Source organism: Atopomonas hussainii (genome assembly GCF_900109735.1).
GTDB classification, from domain to species: Bacteria; Pseudomonadota; Gammaproteobacteria; order Pseudomonadales; family Pseudomonadaceae; genus Atopomonas; species Atopomonas hussainii.
The window spans coordinates 133,930-154,437 of record NZ_FOAS01000011.1; the positions used below are offsets into that span (position 1 = coordinate 133,930).

At 60.1% G+C, this 20,508-nt stretch carries 15 protein-coding genes; 10 read left to right on the top strand and 5 right to left on the bottom strand.

Annotated elements, in window-relative coordinates; genetic code table 11:
- Nucleotides 1-44: 44 nt before the first annotated feature.
- Nucleotides 45-1,037: a 2-hydroxyacid dehydrogenase gene (locus BMX80_RS12255; protein ID WP_074868895.1), complete on the bottom strand. Its 993-nt coding sequence runs from the start codon at nucleotides 1,035-1,037 to the stop codon at nucleotides 45-47.
- Complete coding sequence (locus tag BMX80_RS12260; protein WP_074868898.1) at nucleotides 1,018-3,831, bottom strand: response regulator; 2,814 nt, start codon at nucleotides 3,829-3,831, stop codon at nucleotides 1,018-1,020. Before BMX80_RS12260 ends, BMX80_RS12255 begins: the two co-directional genes overlap by 20 nt.
- Nucleotides 3,832-3,992: 161 nt before the next feature.
- On the opposite strand from BMX80_RS12260, the gene cysM reads away from it, so the two are divergent.
- The 8 genes from cysM (at nucleotide 3,993) to BMX80_RS12300 (ending at nucleotide 14,860) form a co-directional block, all read left to right on the top strand.
- Nucleotides 3,993-4,898 carry a cysteine synthase CysM gene (gene cysM / locus BMX80_RS12265; RefSeq protein ID WP_074868900.1) on the top strand — a complete coding sequence of 302 codons (906 nt, stop codon included), beginning with the start codon at nucleotides 3,993-3,995 and terminating at the stop codon, nucleotides 4,896-4,898.
- On the top strand, nucleotides 4,888-6,234 hold the full coding sequence (gene rlmD / locus BMX80_RS12270) for a 23S rRNA (uracil(1939)-C(5))-methyltransferase RlmD (RefSeq protein WP_074868903.1): 1,347 nt from the start codon (nucleotides 4,888-4,890) through the stop codon (nucleotides 6,232-6,234). The genes cysM and rlmD overlap by 11 nt, the downstream gene beginning before the upstream one ends.
- Nucleotides 6,235-6,304: 70 nt before the next feature.
- Nucleotides 6,305-8,548 (top strand): GTP diphosphokinase, encoded by a 2,244-nt coding sequence (relA, locus tag BMX80_RS12275; RefSeq protein WP_074868906.1) that lies wholly within the window; start codon nucleotides 6,305-6,307, stop codon nucleotides 8,546-8,548.
- Nucleotides 8,548-9,387 carry a nucleoside triphosphate pyrophosphohydrolase gene (mazG, locus tag BMX80_RS12280; protein WP_074868910.1) on the top strand — a complete coding sequence of 280 codons (840 nt, stop codon included), beginning with the start codon at nucleotides 8,548-8,550 and terminating at the stop codon, nucleotides 9,385-9,387. The genes relA and mazG overlap by 1 nt, the downstream gene beginning before the upstream one ends.
- Nucleotides 9,388-9,401: 14 nt before the next feature.
- Nucleotides 9,402-9,926 carry a DUF2058 domain-containing protein gene (locus tag BMX80_RS12285; protein ID WP_071871359.1) on the top strand — a complete coding sequence of 175 codons (525 nt, stop codon included), beginning with the start codon at nucleotides 9,402-9,404 and terminating at the stop codon, nucleotides 9,924-9,926.
- A 325-nt stretch (nucleotides 9,927-10,251) separates the two neighbouring features.
- Nucleotides 10,252-11,994, top strand: coding sequence for a DEAD/DEAH box helicase (locus BMX80_RS12290; RefSeq protein ID WP_074868913.1), 1,743 nt, complete (start codon nucleotides 10,252-10,254; stop codon nucleotides 11,992-11,994).
- Between the two features lie 151 nt (nucleotides 11,995-12,145).
- Nucleotides 12,146-13,198, top strand: a complete 1,053-nt coding sequence (locus tag BMX80_RS12295; RefSeq protein ID WP_139214112.1) for an alpha/beta fold hydrolase — start codon at nucleotides 12,146-12,148, stop codon at nucleotides 13,196-13,198.
- An 81-nt stretch (nucleotides 13,199-13,279) separates the two neighbouring features.
- Nucleotides 13,280-14,860, top strand: a complete 1,581-nt coding sequence (locus tag BMX80_RS12300; RefSeq protein WP_074868916.1) for a Na/Pi cotransporter family protein — start codon at nucleotides 13,280-13,282, stop codon at nucleotides 14,858-14,860.
- A 10-nt stretch (nucleotides 14,861-14,870) separates the two neighbouring features.
- Here the strand turns inward: BMX80_RS12300 and BMX80_RS12305 are convergent, their stop codons facing one another.
- Together BMX80_RS12305 and ppnP are read right to left on the bottom strand one after the other, a co-directional pair.
- Nucleotides 14,871-16,223 (bottom strand): substrate-binding domain-containing protein, encoded by a 1,353-nt coding sequence (locus BMX80_RS12305; RefSeq protein WP_407922796.1) that lies wholly within the window; start codon nucleotides 16,221-16,223, stop codon nucleotides 14,871-14,873.
- Nucleotides 16,224-16,397: 174 nt separating this feature from the next.
- Complete coding sequence (gene ppnP, locus BMX80_RS12310) at nucleotides 16,398-16,679, bottom strand: pyrimidine/purine nucleoside phosphorylase (RefSeq protein ID WP_071871364.1); 282 nt, start codon at nucleotides 16,677-16,679, stop codon at nucleotides 16,398-16,400.
- Between the two features lie 161 nt (nucleotides 16,680-16,840).
- On the opposite strand from ppnP, the gene BMX80_RS12315 reads away from it, so the two are divergent.
- On the top strand, nucleotides 16,841-17,704 hold the full coding sequence (locus tag BMX80_RS12315; RefSeq protein WP_074868922.1) for an NAD(P)-dependent oxidoreductase: 864 nt from the start codon (nucleotides 16,841-16,843) through the stop codon (nucleotides 17,702-17,704).
- A 122-nt stretch (nucleotides 17,705-17,826) separates the two neighbouring features.
- Here BMX80_RS12315 and BMX80_RS12320 read toward each other — a convergent pair whose 3' ends face one another.
- Nucleotides 17,827-18,165, bottom strand: coding sequence for a DMT family protein (locus tag BMX80_RS12320; protein WP_071871366.1), 339 nt, complete (start codon nucleotides 18,163-18,165; stop codon nucleotides 17,827-17,829).
- Between the two features lie 86 nt (nucleotides 18,166-18,251).
- Here BMX80_RS12320 and BMX80_RS12325 point away from each other — a divergent pair, with 86 nt between their 5' ends.
- Nucleotides 18,252-20,504 carry an alpha-glucosidase gene (locus BMX80_RS12325; RefSeq protein ID WP_074868924.1) on the top strand — a complete coding sequence of 751 codons (2,253 nt, stop codon included), beginning with the start codon at nucleotides 18,252-18,254 and terminating at the stop codon, nucleotides 20,502-20,504.
- The last annotated feature ends 4 nt before the right edge of the window (nucleotides 20,505-20,508 follow it).

Below are 20,508 nucleotides of genomic sequence, written 5' to 3' on the forward strand. Positions count from 1 at the left end.
AACGCTCATCAAATAAAACGGGTGGGCATGCTAACTGCTTACGTTCAGGCATGCACCTGATTGCACGGCTGGCCTTGTTGCCAGTGATGCAGGTTGCCCAAGGTGGTGCTGGCAATCGCGTGGATGGCCTCTTGGGTAAAAAACGCCTGATGCGCGGTGACAATCACGTTGGGGAAGGTGAGCAGGCGGGCTAAGACGTCATCCTGCAGGGGGTGATCGGAGTGATCGGCAAAAAACAGCGACGCCTCTTCTTCATAGACATCCAGCCCGACATGGCCAAGTTGGCCGCTTTTCAGTGCGGCAATTAAGGCTTTGGTGTCGACCAGTGCACCACGGCTGGTGTTGATCAGCATGGCGCCGCGTTTCATGGTAGCTAGGCGTTGCTGGTTGATCAGGTGTTCGGTGGCGTTGGTCAGTGGGCAGTGCAGGCTAACGATGTCAGCCTCTTGAAGCAGGGCAGGTAGTTCGCAGTAGTGCACGCCTTGCTGCGCTAGTTGTGTATCGGGTTGCGGGTCGCAGGCTAATACCTTGCAACCGAAGCCGAGCATGATCTGGCTGAAGGCGCGGCCAATTTTGCCGGTGCCGACCACGCCAACGGTTTTGCCGTGCACATCAAAGCCCAGCAAGCCGTGCAGCGAAAAGTCGCCCTCGCGGGTGCGGTTGAACGCGCGGTGAATGCGTCGGTTGAGGGTAAGGATTAAGCCCACGGCATGCTCAGCCACCGCATACGGCGAATACGCCGGCACGCGCATAATGCTGATGCCCAGCTCAGCGGCGCTTGGCAGGTCGACTTGATTGAAGCCGGCGCAGCGCAAGGCAATCGCGCGCACCCCCACGCAGTGCAGGGCGCGCAGGGTGCTGGCATCGACGGGGTCGTTGACGAAGGTGCAGATGGCGCTAAAACCTTCGGCCAGCGCGCAGCTGGCTGGGGTTAGCGGGGCTTCGGTGAAGTGCAGGTCAATGCCGGGAAAGTCGGCCGCTACGGCCTCGAAACTGTCCCGGTCATAGGGGCGGCAGCTATAAAGAAGTACTCGCATGGGCTTCATCCGGCGTGTGCTGGTCTTTCTCGTAGAGTGCCTGTTGCAGGCGCTCGATGGCCTGATCTAGGTCATGCAGGGCTACTTCCGGCAGCGGCAAGCCATCGGCGAGGCGCGACTCTTTGAGCAAGGTTTCGCACTGCTGGCAGGTGGTGCGTAGCTCAGGCACGCCGCAATAGCGGGTGGCGCCGTGCAGGCGGTGTACTTGGTTGAGCAGCTCTTCTTTATCTTTGTTGCGCAGTGCTAAGCGAATGTTGGTGCGCGCTTCGCCAAGGCTGGCGGCCAACATGCTGAGCATGTCGCGGGCCAGATCGGCTTTGCCGGCGGCTAAGCGTAAGCCTTCTTGCTCATCCAGCACGGGCAGGTCACTGGAGCGGCGCATAGGTAAATCTTCGTGACTGCCGTGCAGACTTTTGCCCGTCCATTTTTCGATCACTTGCACCAGCTGGCGCTCGCTGATCGGTTTGGTCAGGTAGTCATCCATGCCGCCTTGCAGCAGCGCGCGTTTTTCGTTGGCCAGCGCATGGGCGGTGAGGGCGATGATGGGCATGGCGGTTTGCCCTTCTAGCTGCTCTTGGCGGCGGATCTCTTGGGTTGTTTGCAGGCCATCGAGGCCGGGCATTTGTACATCCATAAAGATCAGGTCAAAGCGCTGCTGGTGACACAGACGCAAGGCGGCAAAGCCGTCTTCGGCCGCCGCCGTTTGCGCGCCCAAATCACTCAGTAGCGTGGTGACTAGCTTGAGGTTGGCCGGGTTGTCATCGACGCAGAGAATGTGCGGCGGGCGCGCTGGATCGTGGGGGGCTGGCAGGCTGACCGCTTTGGGTTGCGCATGGCTGGCGTAGAGCTGCTCGATAGCTTCTTTCAGCTTGCCCGGGCATACCGGCTTGCTGAGGATGGTGGCAACCTCTTCGCCGATCAGGCTGGCGTACAAGCTTTGCTCGGTGCTGGGGCAGAGTACGATCACTTTGCAGCCGTCTTCGTGCCAGTTTTCTAGCAGGCCTTCCAGCCTGCCGGGGGGGAGTTGGCGGTTATCGGCGCTGATAATCAGCAGTAAGTCTTGAGTGGTTTTGGCGATGCGCTGCTTCACGTAGGCGCTACGCAGGGCATCTATCTGGCTGAAACTTTGGTGCTCAAGACCTAAGTCTTCCAGCTCATTGCTCAGCACGGTATGGGCCAGTTTGTGTGGCTCAAACAGCAGGGCTGGGTATTTGAGTGGGTGTTGCAAACGGCACGGTTCGTCTTGCTCTTTGCTCAGCGGCAGGGTCACGCTGATCCAAAACTCCGAGCCTTCGCCGGGCAGTGATTGCACACCAATTTCGCCGCCCATTTGCTCGATCAAGCGTTTGGAAATCACCAAGCCAAGGCCGGTGCCGCCTTGTTGGCGATACTTGCCATGCGAGGCTTGGCTAAAGGCGAGGAATAGGCGCTGTTGCTCGGCATCCGATAGACCGATGCCGGTGTCTTGCACGCTGATGCGCAAGGTGGCGCGCTGCTGAATGTCGTCTTCGAGCATCACCCGCACGCACACGCTGCCGTGCTCGGTGAACTTGATCGCGTTGTTGATCAGATTGGTGAGGATTTGCCGCAAGCGCAGCGGGTCGCCGACCAGATTGACCGGGGTGTCGCGGTAAATCAGGCACAGCAGCTCAAGGTGTTTGCTGTGCGCTGCCGGGGCCAGCAAGGTCATGATTTCTTGCAGCAGTTCGCGCAGGTTAAACGGCAGGTTATCCAGCACCAGCTTGCCGGCTTCGATTTTCGAGAAGTCGAGAATTTCGTTGATGATCGCCAGCAGGCTTTCGGCAGAGCTTTCGATGGTGTTAACAAAGTCGCGCTGGCGGTTGTTGAGCGTGCTTTTTTGCAGCATGCGGGTGAAACCCAGAATGCCGTTGAGCGGCGTGCGGATTTCATGGCTCATGTTGGCGAGAAATTCCGACTTAATCCGGCTGGCTTCGAGGGCTTCCTTGCGCGCCATGTCCAGCTCGATGTTTTGCACCTCGATGGTTTCCATGTTCTCGCGCAGGTCTTCGACGGCAATGTCGATGTTGTGTTGCATTTCTTCCTGCGCGCCTTGCAGGGCTTCGGCCATGCGGTTGAGGGCGCTGGCAAGGCGATCAAGCTCAGGGTTGCCCAGCGCAGGCAAGCGCGTGTCGAGATGGCCTTCACGCAGGCGAGCCACGGCGGCACCAATTTTGCGCAGCGGTGCGCTCACGCTGCGTTGCAGGTGCAGGGCCAGCAAAGTAATGGTGATCATGCCGGTGGCCAGCAGCGCCAGACTGATCAATAGCGTGCGGTAGGTGCGCACTAAGGTGCTGTGATGGCTTAGCTCGATCTCGACCCAGCCGAGGATCGGGTCTTCTGAGGGTTGCAGCTGGTTGCCGCGCGGCTCCAGCTGGCTTTGTCGTACCGGCAGGCTAAAGCGGCTGACGCCGTCGAGGTGTTCGGTTTGCAAGCGGTGCACGGCCAGCCAGTTAGGTAAGCCGGGCATGCGCGGGCCAGCATGCGCGAGCAGCTCGCCGTTTCTATTAAAGATGCGCGCGGCGCGCACGTCTTCATCGTTGAGTGCTTCATCGCACAGCGCTTCCAGCACTTCTTCGGCCTGTTCGGCTTTTAATTGGCTGGCGGCTAGGCGGCCAAGTTGGCGCACGTTGAGTTCGCCGCGTTCTACCAAGCGCAGTTGGTGATCGGCTAGCTGCCAATACACAAAGACCCCGGCCAACAGCACACTGAGCACGCTGGCTGGCAGCAGGGTCAGTAGCAGAATCCGTCCTCTCAGGCCCAAGCCTGTGGTCATGGTGAGCTCTCCAAGCAAATGCGGCGGGCGCTGGGGTGCGGGCTGCCGGGTGGCTTTCAGTGTAACCAGATGCGCAGCGCTTCCCAACAAGACCGCGCCGCTGCTTTGCCGTTATCATAGAGCGTTTGATGCTAGTCACAGTTATGAGGATGCCCGCTGCCATGTCCGACGCCTTGCCGCCTTTCCCCAGCATTGCCGAATGCGTCGGCAATACGCCGTTGGTGCGTTTACAGCGCTTGCCGGGTAATACCAGCAATACCGTGCTGGTGAAGTTAGAAGGCAACAACCCGGCCGGTTCGGTGAAAGACCGCCCAGCGCTGTCGATGATTAGCCGTGCCGAAGCACGCGGGCAGATCAAACCGGGCGATACGCTGATTGAAGCCACCAGCGGCAACACCGGCATTGCCTTGGCCATGGCTGCCGCCATTAAGGGCTACCGCATGGTGCTGATCATGCCGGATAACTCGACCGCCGAGCGTAAAGCGGCGATGACGGCCTACGGCGCCGAATTGATTTTGGTGACTAAAGAGCAGGGCATGGAAGGCGCCCGCGACTTGGCTTTGCAGATGCAGGCCGAGGGTAAAGGCTTAGTGCTTAACCAGTTTGGCAATTTCGATAACCCCGAAGCGCATTACCAAGGCACCGGGCCAGAAATTTGGCAGCAAACCGCCGGCTGCGTGACCCACTTTGTCAGCGCTATGGGCACCACGGGCACCATTATGGGTACCTCGCGGTACCTGAAAGAGCAAAACCCCGCGGTGCAGATTGTCGGCTTGCAGCCGATGGAAGGCGCGTCGATTCCCGGTATCCGCCGCTGGCCCGAGGCGTATTTGCCGACCATTTTTGAAGCCTCGCGGGTTGATCAAGTGATCGACATGAGCCAAGAGGAAGCCGAGCAAACCATGCGCCGTTTGGCCCGCGAAGAAGGCATCTTCTGTGGTGTTTCCTCGGGTGGCGCGGTGGCCGGTGCACTGCGTTTGAGTGCGCAGGTCGAGAACGCCGTGATCGTGGCGATTATTTGTGATCGCGGCGATCGCTACTTATCGACGGGTATTTATGAAGCGTAAGGCCACCAGCCAACTGCGTCTGCAGCCCGCTGGCGGTAAAGCGGCGGCGGTGCCGGTGGGGCGCAAGGTGCAACTGCAGATCGAGCGCATGGCGCACGATGGCCGTGGCATCGCCTACCTGGAAGGCCGCACTTGGTTTGTCAGCGGTGCCTTGCCCGGTGAGCAGGTGCAGGCGCAAGTGCTTGGCGGTCGGCAGAAGTTGGTCGAAGCGCGCATGCTGGCGGTGTTAACGCCCAGCGCGCAGCGCCGTGAGCCAGCTTGCCCGCATACCGAACGCTGTGGCGGCTGCAACTTACAGCATTGGCCTGAGGCGCAGCAGCTGGCTTTTAAACAGCAGAGCCTGGCTGATCAGCTCAAGCGTGTCGCGCAACTGGAGCCCGAGCATTGGGCGGCGCCCTTGGCCGGCGAGCCGTTGGCTTATCGCCGCCGCGCGCGGGTTGCCGTGCGTTGGAACGCGCAGCGCCAGCAGCTGGATGTCGGCTTTCGTGCCGAAGCCAGTCAAGAGGTGGTGGCGCTCAACGACTGTGCGGTGCTGGTACAGCCTTTGCAGAAAATCCTTCACGCTTTGCCCGCTACGCTAAACGCCTTAGAAGCCCCGCAAAGTGTCGGTCATGTTGAGCTGTTTTATGGCGATGCCAGCGCTGTTTTGGTGCGCCACACCAAGCCACTGAGCGAGAGCGATCAGCAAGCGTTGCAGCGCTGGGCAGACAGCCATGCGGCGCAACTGTGGCTGCAAGGCAAAGGCGAGCCTGAGGCTAGTGTGGCCGGTCAGGTGCTGAGTTACAGCTTGCCAAGCTGGCAGGTGCAGCTGGGTTATCGGCCGGGTGATTTTGTTCAGGTCAATGCCGCGCTTAACGAGCGCATGGTGGCGCAAGCGCTGGATTGGCTGGGTGATGTGCAAGGCTTGCGCGTGCTGGATTTGTTCAGTGGCTTAGGTAACTTCAGCTTGCCGTTGGCACGCTGTGGTGCCGAGGTGACTGCGGTGGAAGGCGTGGCCGGTATGGTGGCACGGGCGCAACAGAATGCCGAGGCCAATGGCCTGAATGTGCGCTGTGTGCAGGCTGATTTGTTTGCGCCGCTGGCAGGCAATTGGCTGGCGGATGGTTGCGATATCGTCTTGCTCGACCCGCCGCGTGATGGTGCGCAGCAAGTGGCCAAGCAGATTAAGGAACTTGGCGCGGCGCGGGTGCTCTATGTTTCGTGTAACCCGGCGACCTTGGCGCGCGATGCGGCGCTGCTGGCCGAGCAGGGTTATCGTTTGGTCAAGGCGGGGCTGTTAGACATGTTTCCGCAAACAGCGCATGCCGAAGCCATGGCGTTGTTTGCACAGTACTAGGTAGGCGCCTCGGCGCCGCGACAATGGCCCCGCCGCTTGCGGTGAGAAGGCCGGTAACGATGGAGTTGTTATGGTTCAGGTGCGGGCCCAAAACGCCGTCAACGAGGACGGCAGTGTTAATCAGGAAAGCTGGCTCAACGAGATCGGGCCGCAGGTGCCGGGGCTGGATATCCAGCTGCTGCGCGATGCCTGCGACTTTGCGCGCGAGGCCGAAGAGCGTGCCTTGGCCAGTGAAAACGTCTGGATTGAAGGCGTATCGAGCTACCGCACCGGCCTAGAAATGGCCGAAATTCTCGCTGAGCTGAAACTCGACCCAGAAAGCATTATCGCCGCCGTGGTGTACCGCGCCGTGCGTGAAGGCAAAACCAGCCTTGAGTCTGTCGCCACCCACTTTGGCCCAGTGGTGGCCAAGCTGGTGGAGGGTGTGCTGCGCATGGCGGCCATCACCGCGAGCTTGAACCCGCGGCAGTCGATGGTGATGGGCACCCAAGCGCAGGTCGAGAACCTGCGCAAAATGCTGGTCGCCATGGTCGATGACGTGCGTGTGGCGCTGATCAAGCTGGCAGAGCGAACTTGCGCCATCCGCGAGGTTAAAACCGCTCCGGAAGACAAACGCTACCGCGTAGCGCGCGAAGTGTTCGACATCTATGCACCACTGGCGCACCGCTTAGGTATCGGTCATATCAAGTGGGAGCTGGAAGACCTGTCGTTCCGCTACCTAGAGCCTGAGCAATACAAACGCATTGCCAAGCTGCTCGACGAGCGCCGTCTCGATCGGCAGGAGTACATCAAGCAAGTCATGCAGCGTTTGCGCGCGGCCTTGGGTGAGAACGGCATCGATGCCGACATCACCGGGCGCGCCAAACACATCTATTCCATCTGGCGGAAGATGCAGCGCAAAGGCCTCGACTTCGACCAGATTTACGACGTGCGTGCCGTGCGTGTGTTAGTGCCGCGCGTCGCCGACTGCTATACCGCACTGGGGGTGATTCACTCGCTGTGGCGGCATATCCCGCGCGAGTTCGACGACTACATCGCCAACCCGAAAGAAAACGGCTACCGCTCGCTGCACACCGCAGTGATGGGCCCGGAAGGCAAAGTGCTCGAAGTGCAGATCCGCACCAAGGACATGCACGAAGAAGCCGAGCTAGGTGTGTGCGCCCACTGGCGCTATAAAGGCACCGACACCAAGAGCAACTCCAACGCCTACGAAGACAAAATTGCTTGGCTGCGCCAAGTGTTGGAATGGCACGAAGAACTCGGCGATATCGGCGGTTTGGCCGATCAGTTGCGCGTCGATTTCGAGCCCGATCGGGTTTACGTGCTCACCCCCGAGGGCCATGCGATCGACTTGCCCACCGGCTCTACGCCGCTGGACTTTGCCTACCGCGTGCACACCGAAGTAGGCCACAGCTGCCGTGGCGCTAAGGTTAACGGGCGCATCGTGCCGCTGACCTATCAGCTGCAAACCGGCGATCAAGTGGTGATCATCACCGCCAAGAACAGCGGCCCCAGCCGCGATTGGCTGAACCCCAACTTGGGCTACGTGAACACCTCGCGCGCGCGGGCCAAGATCGTGCATTGGTTCAAGCTGCAGGCACGTGATCAGAACGTCGCCGCCGGTAAAGCTCTGCTCGACCGCGAACTATCGCGTTTGGCGCTTACCGCAGTGGATTACACCGTGCTGGCCGAGCGTTGCCAGCAAAAAACCGTCGAAGACCTGTACGCCGCCTTGGGTTCGGGCGATCTGCGCTTGGGGCCGGTGATGAACCAGGCCGTTGCGCTGATCGAGCCGGAACGTTCTAGCGAGCAGCTGGAGCTGATTCCGCGCCGGCACGCGGGCACTAAACCCGGCAAGCGAGATGTGCAAATTCTCGGCGTGGGCAACCTGCTGACCAGCATCGCCAATTGCTGCCAACCGTTACCCGGCGATGCGATCACCGGCTACATCACCCAAGGCCGTGGCGTGAGCATTCACCGCCAAGACTGCCCTAGTTTGTTGCAGCTGGCCGAGCGCGAGCCAGAGCGCATCGTGCAGGTCAGCTGGGGCGAAGGGCAGAAGCAAACCTACCCGGTGGATATCTTGGTACGTGCCTACGACCGCTCTGGTCTGCTGCGCGATATCTCGCAACTGCTGCTCAACGAGCGACTGAACGTGATTGCGGTGAACACCCTCACCGATAAGCAAGACAATACCGCCGATATGAAATTGACCATCGAGATTCCCGATCTCAATGCGCTGGGCCGCTTGTTGTCGCGCATTTCGCAGCTGCCCAACATCATCGAAGCCTACCGGCAGAAGGCGGGCAGCTGATGTACAACATAGATGATCTGAAAAACCTCATGGCGCGCTTGCGCCACCCCGAGCACGGCTGCCCGTGGGATGTGAAGCAAGACTACGCCAGCATAGTGCCCTACACCTTAGAAGAAGCCTACGAAGTGGCCGATGCCATTGAACAAGGCGACTTTGCCCAGCTGGAAGGCGAGTTGGGCGACTTGTTGTTTCAGGTGATCTACTACTGCCAACTTGCCAGCGAAGAACAGCGCTTTGCCTGGGAGCAAGTGGTCGATGGGATTACCCGCAAGCTGATTCGTCGCCATCCGCATGTGTTCCCCGATGGCGATTTGTACGGCCCGCTGGATGCGCCCAAGTTGTCTGAAGCGGCGATCAAATCACGCTGGGAAGCAATCAAAGCCGAAGAGCGCGCCGAAAAAGCTCAGCAGCCGGAGCAACTCTCGCTGCTGGATGACGTGCCGCAAGCGCTACCGGCGCTAAAGCGTGCCGCCAAACTGCAAAAGCGTGCCGCGCAAGTCGGTTTCGATTGGCCCGCTGCTTTGCCGGTGGTGGATAAACTGCGCGAAGAACTCGACGAAGTGCTTGAGGCCATGGCCGATGGCGATGCCGAAGGTATCTTTGAAGAAGTCGGCGACCTGCTGTTTGTGGTGGTCAATTTGGCTCGCCACTTAAAGGTGGATGCGGAAAGCGCTTTGCGCGCGGGTAATCAAAAGTTTGAGCGGCGCTTTCGTTATATCGAAGCAGTGCTGCGCAGTGAGCAGCGCGCCATTGCCGACTGCTCGCTAGAGCAACTGGAAGCACTTTGGGTGCTGGCCAAGAAAGAAGAGAAGCAAGCCGCCGCACATTGCGGCGCATAAGGGTTAAGTACGTCATGAGTAATTCGCTGCGCGACCAGTTGTTAAAGTCCGGGCTGGTCAACGAGAAGCAGGTCAAACAGGCCGAGCGCAAGCAAAAGAAAGAGAAAAAACTCGAGCGCCAAGGTCTTGCCGAAGAAAAGCCCGTGGCCGCGCCCAAAGGCCCAAGCAAAGCCGAGCGCGACCGTGAACTGATGCGTCAGCGCCAAGCCGAGCAGCAACAAAAAGAAGCCCAAGCGCAAATTCGTCAGATGGTCGAGCAAAGCAAGATCAGCCGCGAAGGCGCGGACGTGACCTACCGCTTCACCCACGGCAGCAAGGTCAAGCAGCTGCTGGTTACCGCCGAGCAACAAGAGCACCTAAGCCGTGGTCGCTTGGCCGTGGTGTCGGTCAATGGCAAGTACGAGATCGTCCCAGCCAAGCTGCTGGAAGGCCTGCGTGCGCGGGATGAGCGCTGTATTGTCTCGCACCACGCGGCGAAAACCGTGGACGAAGATGACCCGTATAAAGACTTCCAAATCCCCGATGATTTGATGTGGTAAACACCGTCGGTCGCACTGACTGATCTTTGTTACCAATATTCTCAGAAAAACCACCGTTGGCCCGGCGTTTGCTGTATAGTGCGCGCCGGCCAATGATTGGCCTCGTCAGGTTTTTACGCGCTCCGGTCTCTCCCGGCTTGCTTCGCCAGCAACTCAGGCTTTGCTTAATCAGGTACAGCGAGTACCGATCGCCTGCTCTGGCTGCCTAACGCCACATATCCATTATCTTTGATTCGGTTGCACAGCATCCCACCCGTCGCTGCCAGGGGCTATTTTATTGGTTTAGCAGCACGGCCTCGGTGCATGGCAACCCATGAGGCACACCATGTCCGAACAACTCAGCGGCTTTGCCGCACTTAATCTGCATTCTGACGTTCTCGCCGCGCTGACCGCGGTGGGCTACGAAGAGCCGTCGCCGATTCAGGCGCAGGCTATCCCCGTGATTCTTGATGGCCACGACGTGATTGGCCAGGCGCAAACCGGTACCGGTAAAACCGCCGCCTTTGCGCTGCCGCTGCTCAGCCAGTTGGATGTCAAAGCCAACACCCCGCAGGCGCTGATTCTGGTGCCGACCCGCGAGCTGGCCATTCAGGTGGCTACCGCGTTTGAAAAATATTCCAGCCAAATGCGTGGCGTAAAAGTGCTGGCCATGTACGGCGGCGCACCGATGGGCCCGCAGCTCAAAGCCCTGCGTATGGGCGCACAAGTAGTGGTGGCTACTCCGGGCCGTCTGTGTGACCACCTGCGCCGCGACGAAGCCCTGCTGGACGACGTACAACAGCTGGTACTCGACGAAGCCGACGAAATGCTCAAGCTGGGCTTTATGGAAGACCTCGAAGTGATCTTCGATGCCTGCCCGGAAGACCGCCAGAGCGTGCTGTTCTCTGCGACTTTGCCGGCATCAATCAAGGCCATTGCGGAAAAACACTTAAACCAGCCCAAGCACATCAAGATTGCTGCCAAGACACAAACCGTATCGCGCATCGAGCAGTCGCACGTGTTTGTGCATGCCGACCAAAAGCCGGCCGTGGTGCTGCGTTTGCTCGAAGTAGAGCGCTTCGACGCCCTGATCGGCTTTGTGCGTACCAAGCAAGCGACCGTCGATATGGCCGAGCTGCTGGTCAAAAACGGCTACCGCGCCGCTGCCCTGAACGGTGATATTCCGCAGGCGCAGCGTGAGCAAGTGGTCGATAAGTTACGTGATGGCAGCCTCGATATCGTTATCGCGACCGACGTTGCCGCACGTGGCTTGGACGTGGCGCGCATCACCCACGTACTGAACATCGACATGCCGTATGACCCCGAGTCTTACGTGCACCGTATTGGCCGTACTGGCCGTGCCGGTCGTGAAGGCCGTGCCTTGCTGTTGGTCACCCCGCGCGAGCGCCGCATGCTGCAGGTGATCGAGCGTGTCACCAACCAGCCGGTTCCGGCAATTGACCTGCCTAACGGCCAAGCGGTGCGTGAAGCGCGTTTGCTGCGTTTGCTGGACCAATTGCAACCGCTGGCTGAAAAGGCCGAAGCCCACCGTGGCGCGGTGCGTGATGAGCTGTGCCAGCGCTTAGGCTGCGATGCTGCAGCTTTGGCCGCCATGCTGCTGAGCCGCATGACTGCCGGCCAAGCCTTTACCGAGGCAGAGCTGGCCGCCGAACAACCGGCACAGCCGAGCAGCCGCCCCGAGCGTAAGCGTGGCGAGCGCCCGGAGCGCGGCGAGCGTAGCAGCCGTGGTGAGCGCAGCGAGCGTGCCCCGCGTGGTGATCGCGCCGGTGCTGAGCGTGGCGAGCGTCCGCGCCGCCAGCGTGAAGAAGCGCCCTACGAGCCGACCCCCGGCCGCGTGCGCGTGCGCATCGGTTTAGGTCGCCGTGACGGCGTGCAGCCGAAGAACCTGCTCGGCGCCATCCTCAATGAAGGTGGTCTGAACAAAGACCAAGTCGGCCGCATTCAACTGCGCGACACCTTCAGCCTGATCGAACTGCCGGAACAAGGCCTGAACCAGATCATGGATCGCCTGAAAGAAACCCGTCTGGCCGGTAAGCCGCTGAAGATGCGCCGCTACCGCGAAGATTAATTCGTTTTTTTGTGGTTTTAGCCCGCCCGGACACGCGTCCCGGCGGGCTTCTTTTTGTCTGTCATTAAATCTTCATGGTTTTGTGGCAGCGCCAGCGAACAACTTTCATCACACTCTTGCATTCTGGGGTGACTAACGAAAGGGCAGGGTGATGTGCGCTTGGCGGCCAATCGGGGTGCTATGGATCGGTTTATGCGCAATGCTGTGTGCCACACCGCTGTGGGCCAGCTGTGCCCCGCAGGCAGCGACAGAAATCGTTGAGCTGGGCGAGGTGCGCTTGGCCTATCAAAGCGTGGGCCGCGAGCAGGACCCGGCAGTGCTGCTGCTGATGGGGCTGGGCGGGCAACTGATCGACTGGCCCGATGAAGTGGTTAGCGCCTTGTGCCGCCAAGGGTTGCGGGTGATTCGTTTCGATAACCGGGGCATTGGCTTGTCGCTGTGGCATGGCCAGCCAGAGAGCTTGCCCAGCCTTGAGTTTCAGGCGCTCCGGTATCGGCTCGACCTGCCGGTCTCGGCGCCGTACGGCTTGCGTGATTTAGCCGGCGATGCCTTGGCGCTACTTGATGCACTGCAGATCCACAAGGCGCATATTCTCGGCGCCTCGATGGGTGGCATGGTGGCGCAACATGTGGCGGCCTTAGCGCCGCAGCGCGTGTTGTCGCTGACCTTAGTGATGTCGACCAGCAGCGATCGGGGTTTGCCGCCGCCCGATGAGCACGTGCTGCGTTTATTGGCGCGGCGCGGCGCGACCGATTATGAGCAGCGCGTTAATCAGCAGGTCGAGCTATTGGCTGCGCTGGGTAATCGGCAATGGCCCACCGATATGCAGCAGCTCAAAGAGGGCGCCGAGCAGAGTCTGGCTCGTGCCGGTAGCCCTGATGGCATTCGTTTGCAGTTATTGGCCCTGCTGGCGGAGGCGCCGCGTACTGAGCTGCTGCATCGCTTGCAGGCGCCCACCTTAGTGGTGCACGGCACCGCCGATCCGTTATTGCCGGTGATGCACGGCGTGCATTTGGCCGCCCAAGTGCCGGGGGCGCAGCTGCGCTTGATTCCCGGTTTGGCGCATCGTTTTCAGCCGGCCTTTGCCGCGCCTCTGCTGGCGGCGGTGTTGCCGCATTTGCGCGCGCATACTCAGCCGGCTTCGTTAGCCGCCGATTGGGCGCTACGGCTGCCGTTGCATAGCCGTGCGCCGTTCGCCCTGTAAGCCGTAAGCCTGCCTGGGGTCAATAAAGCCGACAGCGTCTGCCTTACACTGAGCGCCTGATCAGCGTGCAAGGGGGCGGGGATGGCCGTTGCGGTATTTTTATTAGGCGGGCTTGGGCTGCTGTTACTGGGCATGGAGTTGCTCACCCAAGGCTTGCGTCAAGCGGCTGGCGAGCGCTTACGCGTGTGGCTGCAACGCTCCACGCGTACCCGCTGGCGCGGGGCGTTGAGCGGCTTTTTGATCACCGCGCTGGTGCAGTCTTCCAGCGCCGTTACCGTCGCCACCTTAGGATTAACCAACGCGGCGATGGTTAATTTGCGTCAGGCAGCGTGGGTGGTGTTTGGCAGCAACCTAGGCACCACCATGACCGCCTGGATCGTCGCTTTGATCGGCTTAAGCTGGAAGGTAGAAGCCTTAGCCTTGCCGCTGATTGGTTTGGGCGTATTGCTACACGTGCTGCGTAGCGGCAAAACCTCGGGCTTTATAGGCACCGCCTTGGCCGGCTTCGGCTTGCTGTTTTTTGGCCTGGAAATGCTCAAAGATGCCTTCGATGGCGCTGGGCAATGGTTGCCGGTTGAGTACTTAACCCTACAAAGCCCGCTGCACTTGTTGGCCGGTGTGCTGCTGGGCATGGTGCTGACCACGCTGCTGCAATCTTCCAGCGCGGCGCTGGCTGTGGTGCTGACAGCCGCTTCACAAGGTTTTATCGGCCCATTAATGGGCGCCGCCTTAGTGATTGGCGCCAACCTAGGCACGACGTCGACGGCCTTGTTGGCCACCTTAGGCGCCACCAGCGAGGCCAAGCGCTTAGCCTTGGTGCATGTGATGTTCAATGTGCTGACGGCGGTGGTGGCACTCGTGCTGCTCTGGCCGTTGTGGTGGGTGACGACGTGGCTGACCGATGCCGCCAGCAGCGCGGTGTTGGCCACTCAGCTGGCGCTGTTTCACACCTTGTTCAATGTCTTGGGCCTGTTGCTTATGTGGCCCTTGGCCGACCCGCTGCTGCGCTGGGTAGCGGGGCGCTACCGAACTCAGCAAGAAGATGCCGCCGCTTTACGCTTTTTGGATGACACCGTGCTCGGCGTGGCCGAGCTGGGCTTGGCGGCGCTTAACCAAGAGCTCAAGCAGGTGTTAGCCGAGCAAATGCAGCAGCTGGCCGCGCAGGCCGACAGCGACCGGCAAGCAGCGGCGCGGGCGGCACTGGAGCAGCGCCTGTTAAAAATCGCCAGTGCAGCCGGGCACTTGCCCAGCGTGTGCGCCACCGGCGAACAACAGCGTGGCTTACTGCATGGTTTGCATGCCCTTGAAGAGCTGCGTGAACTGAGTGAATTGCAGCCGCACTTGCACGTGAGTTCGCGCGAGCCGTTACCGGCAGAATTACAAAGCGCGCTGCATAGCCTGCTGGCGGCGCTGCACCGCGGCGCCATCGCCGCCGATGAACTGGCGGCGTTGCGCTTGGGGGTGAGTGAGGCACGCCAAGCCGTGCGTGAGCGTTTACTGCATCAGCTACAAGGCACTAACCAGCAGACTTCGGCAGAGGCCGTGGCGCGTAGCTTGGCCTTGTGCGCGCGCTGGGAGCGCGTCGCCGATCAGCTGGCCCGTTGTGCGCGCCTGTTGTGGCTAAAGGCGGCCGACACAGATCAACCGTCGGCCACCGTTTAACCGGCGCCGTTTAGTAAACCCACACCTCAACACGGCGATTTTTAATCCGCCCGTCGTCGCCATCATTAGCGGCTACGGGCAGGGCGTCACCTAGGCCGATAAAGTCGCGGAACATCACGCCTTGCTTCACCAGCTCGCGGCGGACTGCCATGGCGCGCAGCTTGGACAGCAACTCAGCACGGCCGGGGCGACTCGCCGCTTTCGGGTCACCAAAACCGACCAGCACCACATCGCGCTCCAGTTTGTCGGCTTGGTAGAGGTAGTCGAATACGCGCTCAAGATCGCGCTGGGCCTTGTTATCCAGTTGCGAGCTGCCTTCAGCAAAACGGAAGTTCACCGTTAAGCGCTGTGCCTCGCGGGCTAGCTGCTGATAGTCCGCCGGCATTTGTGGGTTAACGGCCACCTGCATGGGCTTGATCTGTTGGCCGACAAAGCCGAACTCTTCGACCAATTGCTGGCCGGCTGTGCTGGTGGCGAGCTCCATCAGTGCCGCTACCCAGGGGTTATTGCTGTTGGGGGCTTGATACAAATACAGGCGGCGCGACAGCGGGTAGTCTTCGGTGGCTAGCAAGCCAATGTCGGGCGCCATGGGTTGTGAGTCGCCAGCGGCGATGGCCAAGGCTTTGGCTTGGCGAATATATGGCAGGCCAATAAAGCCGATGGCACCGGGGTCGCGGCTGACGTCATCGGATAACTGATCGCTAGACTCATAACGCTTGGCGTTGCCGATAAGCTCTTTACCGTTGGCCTTTAATACCAACTCTTTGAACGTGTCGTAGGTGCCGGAAAGCTCATCACGGGCATACACAGTGACCGGCAGATGGCTGCCGCCAAGCTCTGCCCAGTTAGTGATCTCCCCGGCGAACAGACGCGCGAGGGTGGCGGTATCCAAATGGGCGATGGGGTTTTTCGGGTTGACCACAATGGCTAGCCCGTCGATGGCGATGATGTGCTCGGCTGCGCGGCTTTTTAAGTCGCCCAGTGCGCTCAAGCTTGCCGCTTCGTCGTCTTTAATGGCGCGCGACGCGGCACCGATATCGGCGCTGCCTTGGGCAAGGCCGCTAAACGCAGTGCTTGAACCGTGTGCTGCCAGTTCGGCGCGAATCAGCTGGCCTTCGGCATTGCGGCCTTCAATGGCGAGCTCGTTTTCTGCGGCGCCGGGCAGGCGCTTGATGTGGCTGTAGCCTTGTTGGCGAAACAGCGCTTCGACCAGCGCGGGCGATAGCTGCGAGCCTATCGTGTTCGAGCCTTGAATACGCAGCACGGTGGCTTGCTGGGCCGTTGGGGTGAGGGTTTGTGCCTGCAGGTAAAACGGCCAGAGATAAAAGGCCGCGGCGAGAATAAACAGCGCGCAGGCTGCCAGAACGTTTTGTCGGCTGGGGAGGTTGTCGCGGGTCATGTTCTTGTCCTCGAACACTTGGGATGCGCGGCGACAATAAGTCAGAAATGTTTCGTTTAGATGAAAGCGATATAAAAAAGCCGCTCAGTAGAGCGGCTTAGCGTGTATCAGCGGTGCTGCTGACACCACGGCGCGGGCTTAGCAGTATTCGCACAGGTAGGCGGTATCCACTTCAACCTTGAGCTGGAACTTGCTGTCGCCCGGTACATTAAAGCGTGTACCAGCGGCGAAGGTTTCCCAGCTGTCGCTGCCCGGCAGTTTAACGGTCAGGGCACCGGCTACGACGTGCATCACTTCCGGCTTGGCAGTACCAAATTCGTACTCGCCCGGGGCCATCACGCCAACGGTGGCCGGTGCTTGGTTCAGTTCGAAGCCCAGCGACTTCACCTTGCCATCAAAATACTCATTTACCTGGATCATGCTGTGCTCCTAAGGCGTGCGGTAAAAAGGGCGCCAAGTATGCCCAAGGCCGTGGGCAGCGTCACTAGGGGCTGTTATGGCGCTTGTCGGCAAAACTGTGGCTAGGCGCGTCTTAACAGGCGGTGCTAGGCTGCCGACCAGCTTTGGATAAGGAGTTAGTCATGGGCAAAGTGGCATTCATTGGTTTGGGCGTTATGGGGTATCCCATGGCCGGGCACCTGCAAAAGGCCGGTTTTGAGGTGTGCGTCTACAACCGCACGGTGGCCAAAGCCGCGCAATGGGTGAGCGAATACGGCGGCACCAGCGCAGCTACCCCGCGTGAAGCGGCCGCAGGCGCTGAGTTTGTTTGCGTGTGCGTGGGTAACGACAACGATTTGCGCAGTGTGGTGCTCGGTGAGCACGGCGCGCTAGCCGGTATGCAAGCGGGCAGCATCTTAATCGACCACACCACGGCCTCGGCCAATGTGGCGCGTGAGTTGGCGGTGGCCTGCGCCGAGCGCGAAGCAGGCTTTTTGGATGCGCCGGTCTCAGGCGGCCAAGCCGGTGCAGAAAACGGCGCGCTGACGGTGATGGTCGGCGGCGATGAGGCGTTTTATCAACGCGCCGAGCCAGTGATTGCCCACTATGCACGCATGTGCAAGCGCATGGGCCCGGTGGGCAGCGGCCAACTGACCAAGATGGTCAACCAGATTTGCATCGGCGGCTTAGTGCAGGGGCTGTCTGAAGCGCTGCACTTTGCGCAAAAAGCCGGGCTCGATGCCGAGCTGGCCATGAGTGTGATCAGCAAAGGTGCGGCGCAGTCGTGGCAGCTGGAAAACCGTCACAAGACCATGCTGGCCGATCACTTTGAGCACGGTTTTGCCGTGGATTGGATGCGCAAAGACTTTGCCATCGTGTTGGAAGAAGCGCGCAGCAACGGCGCGCAACTGCCGGTCACCGCCTTGGTCGATCAGTTCTATGCCGACGTGCAGGCCATGGGCGGCGGCCGTTGGGATACCTCAAGCCTGATTAAGCGGTTGAAGTAACTCCGCAAGGCGTGGCGTGATGGGTGAGGCTTCCTGTCACGCTGCGCCTAGCAAGTCTATACAGGCGCGGATTTAATCGGTGAACGCCCTAAGCACCGCGCGTACTTGGGCTGTGCAGCTCTCTAGCTGCGAAAGATAAAGTACACCGCACCCAGCAGGCACAGCCCGGCCCACAGGTAATCCAGTTTTAGCGGTTGCTGCAAAAACCACACGCTAAAAGGCACAAACACCGCCAAAGTGATAACTTCCTGCATGATTTTTAGCTGGCTGACATTCAGCTCGCTGAAACCAATGCGGTTGGCCGGCACCATGATCAGATATTCAAAAAAAGCGATGCCCCAACTGGCAAAAATGGCAATCCACAACGGCTTGTTATGAAACTTCAGGTGGCCGTACCACGCGAAGGTCATAAACAGGTTGGATAAGGTCAGCAGTAACGCGGTTTGTAACCAGACTGGCATGGCGAGCTCCGAAAGTGCGCGCGGCGAGCCTAGAACTCGCCGCAGCGTTTGCCAAGACAATAACGATAAGACACCCGAGGAAAACCATGGGACGCGTGACAAAAACACTACTAGGCCTCACCGCGGTCGGTGCCTTGGGCTGGTTAGCCCACGACAGCTATCAGGCCTGGCTCAAGCGCCCGGTGTGGAGCGAACTCGTTGTGCCGTCGGCCTTGGCGCAAGCGCGGCAGTTTGATTTTGGCGCGTATCGTTTGGATTGGCGTGGCCAAGGTTTCAGCATCAGCGCGCAGAGTAATCCAGAGAAAACCCTCTGGGCGGTAGACGGTGGCTTTCTTGCCGCCGGCGTTGGCCATGCTGAGGTAGAAGAACATCGCGGCGCGCTGTTTGTCGATGAGCGCCGCCAGGTGTTGTGTCAGCAGCAATCATTGGAGTCGTTCACTCAGCAAGGCGAGCGCTTAACCCTGCGCGGCCATCTGCAATGTGATGACGGCCGCGTGAGCGGCTATGCGCTGATCCTGCAGGCCGATGGTCAGCGTGGCGTGAGCATGGCCGTGGCGGTGGATGAACCGGCGCTAAACCGTTTGTACTTAAGCTGGCAAAGCGAAGCCGACGAGGCTTTTTACGGCTTTGGCGAGCAATTTACCGAATTCAATTTAAAGCACTGGCGCTTGCCGATTTTGGTGCAAGAGCAGGGCATTGGTCGCGGCCTAGAGCCGCTGACCACCGGCGCGAATTTAAACGCCCGCGCAGGTGGTGATTGGTGGACCAGCTACGCGCCGGTGCCGCATTACTTAACCAGCAAGCTGCGTAGTTTTTTCAGTGAGTCAGCGGCGTATCAAGTGTTCGACCTGCGTGCGGAAGACAAAGTGCAGCTTGAAGTACACGCTAGCACACTGGTGGCGCGTATTTACCAAGGGGAAGATCCCGCCGCACTGATCGAAGCGCACACCTCGGTGGTTGGTCGCATGCCGCCGCTGCCAGCGTGGACGCAGCAGGGCGCCATCCTCGGTATGCAAGGCGGCACCGACAAGGTGCGTGAGGTGCTTAACACCTTAAAAACCGCCGACGTGCCGGTCAGTGGTCTGTGGGTACAGGATTGGGTCGGCCAGCGCACCACCACCTTTGGCAAGCAACTGTGGTGGAGCTGGACGTTGGACCAACAGCATTACCACGGCTGGCCAGCGCTGAATGCCGAGTTGAACGCGCAAGGCATCCGCACCTTGGCCTACGTGAACCCGTTTTTAGTGGACGTGGCGGAGAAGGGCGACGACAGCCGTAACCTCTATCAAGAAGCGCTGAAAGCCGATTACTTAGTCAAAGACCACAGCGGCAAGCCGCTGGAGCTGCTTAACACCAGTTTCTCGGCAGGTTTGGTGGATTTGACCAACCCGGCGGCGCATGCCTGGCTTAAAGGCGTGTTGAATGAAGAAATGCTCGCGCAGGGCTTCTCCGGCTGGATGGCTGACTTTGGTGAGGCGCTGCCGTTTGAATCGGTGCTCGCCAGTGGCGAACCGGCTGAGCTGGTGCATAACCGTTTCCCCGAGCTGTGGGCGGGCCTTAACCGCCAAGTGGTGGAAGAAAGCCCGCGCCGTGATGAGCTGTTTTTCTACACCCGCGCCGCCTATAGCCGCAGTCCGGGGCTGACCACCGCCATGTGGTTGGGCGATCAAATGGTCACTTGGGATCGTCACGATGGCTTGCACAGCGCGCTGATTGGCTTGCTCTCCGGCGGTTTGTCTGGCTTTAGCATTAACCACAGCGATATCGGGGGTTACACCACCATCAATCACCCGATCAGCAACTATCACCGCAGCGAAGAATTGCTGCTGCGCTGGATGGAGTTCGCCGCGTTTACCGCGCTGTTCCGCAGCCATGAAGGCAACCGCCCGGATGAAAACGTGCAGCCGTGGAGCAACGAGGTCACTCAGCAGCAATTTGCCCGCATGGGCAAAGTCTTCGCGGCGCTGGCAGATTACCGCAGCACGTTAATGGCCGAGGCCAGCACACGCGGCCTGCCGCTGGTGCGCCCGCTGTGGCTGCATTACCCGCAAGACCCAGCCAGCCAAGCACCGGTGCCAGAAAGCTTTATGCTCGGTAGCGAACTGTTGATTGCCCCGGTGCTGGCGCCGGATGTCACTGAGCTGGAAGTTGCCCTGCCAGAAGGCACTTGGGTGCACCTCTGGTCGGGGCAAACCCATCAGGTAAACGCAGCTGATAAAGTGCGCACCCCAGTGCCAGTCGGCGAACCGGCGGTGTTCTACCGTGCCGGCTCTGCCGCTGGCCAAGCCTTGCGGGAAACCCTGCAAGCACAGGGCCTGATCACCGCCAGTCAAGAGTAAGAGG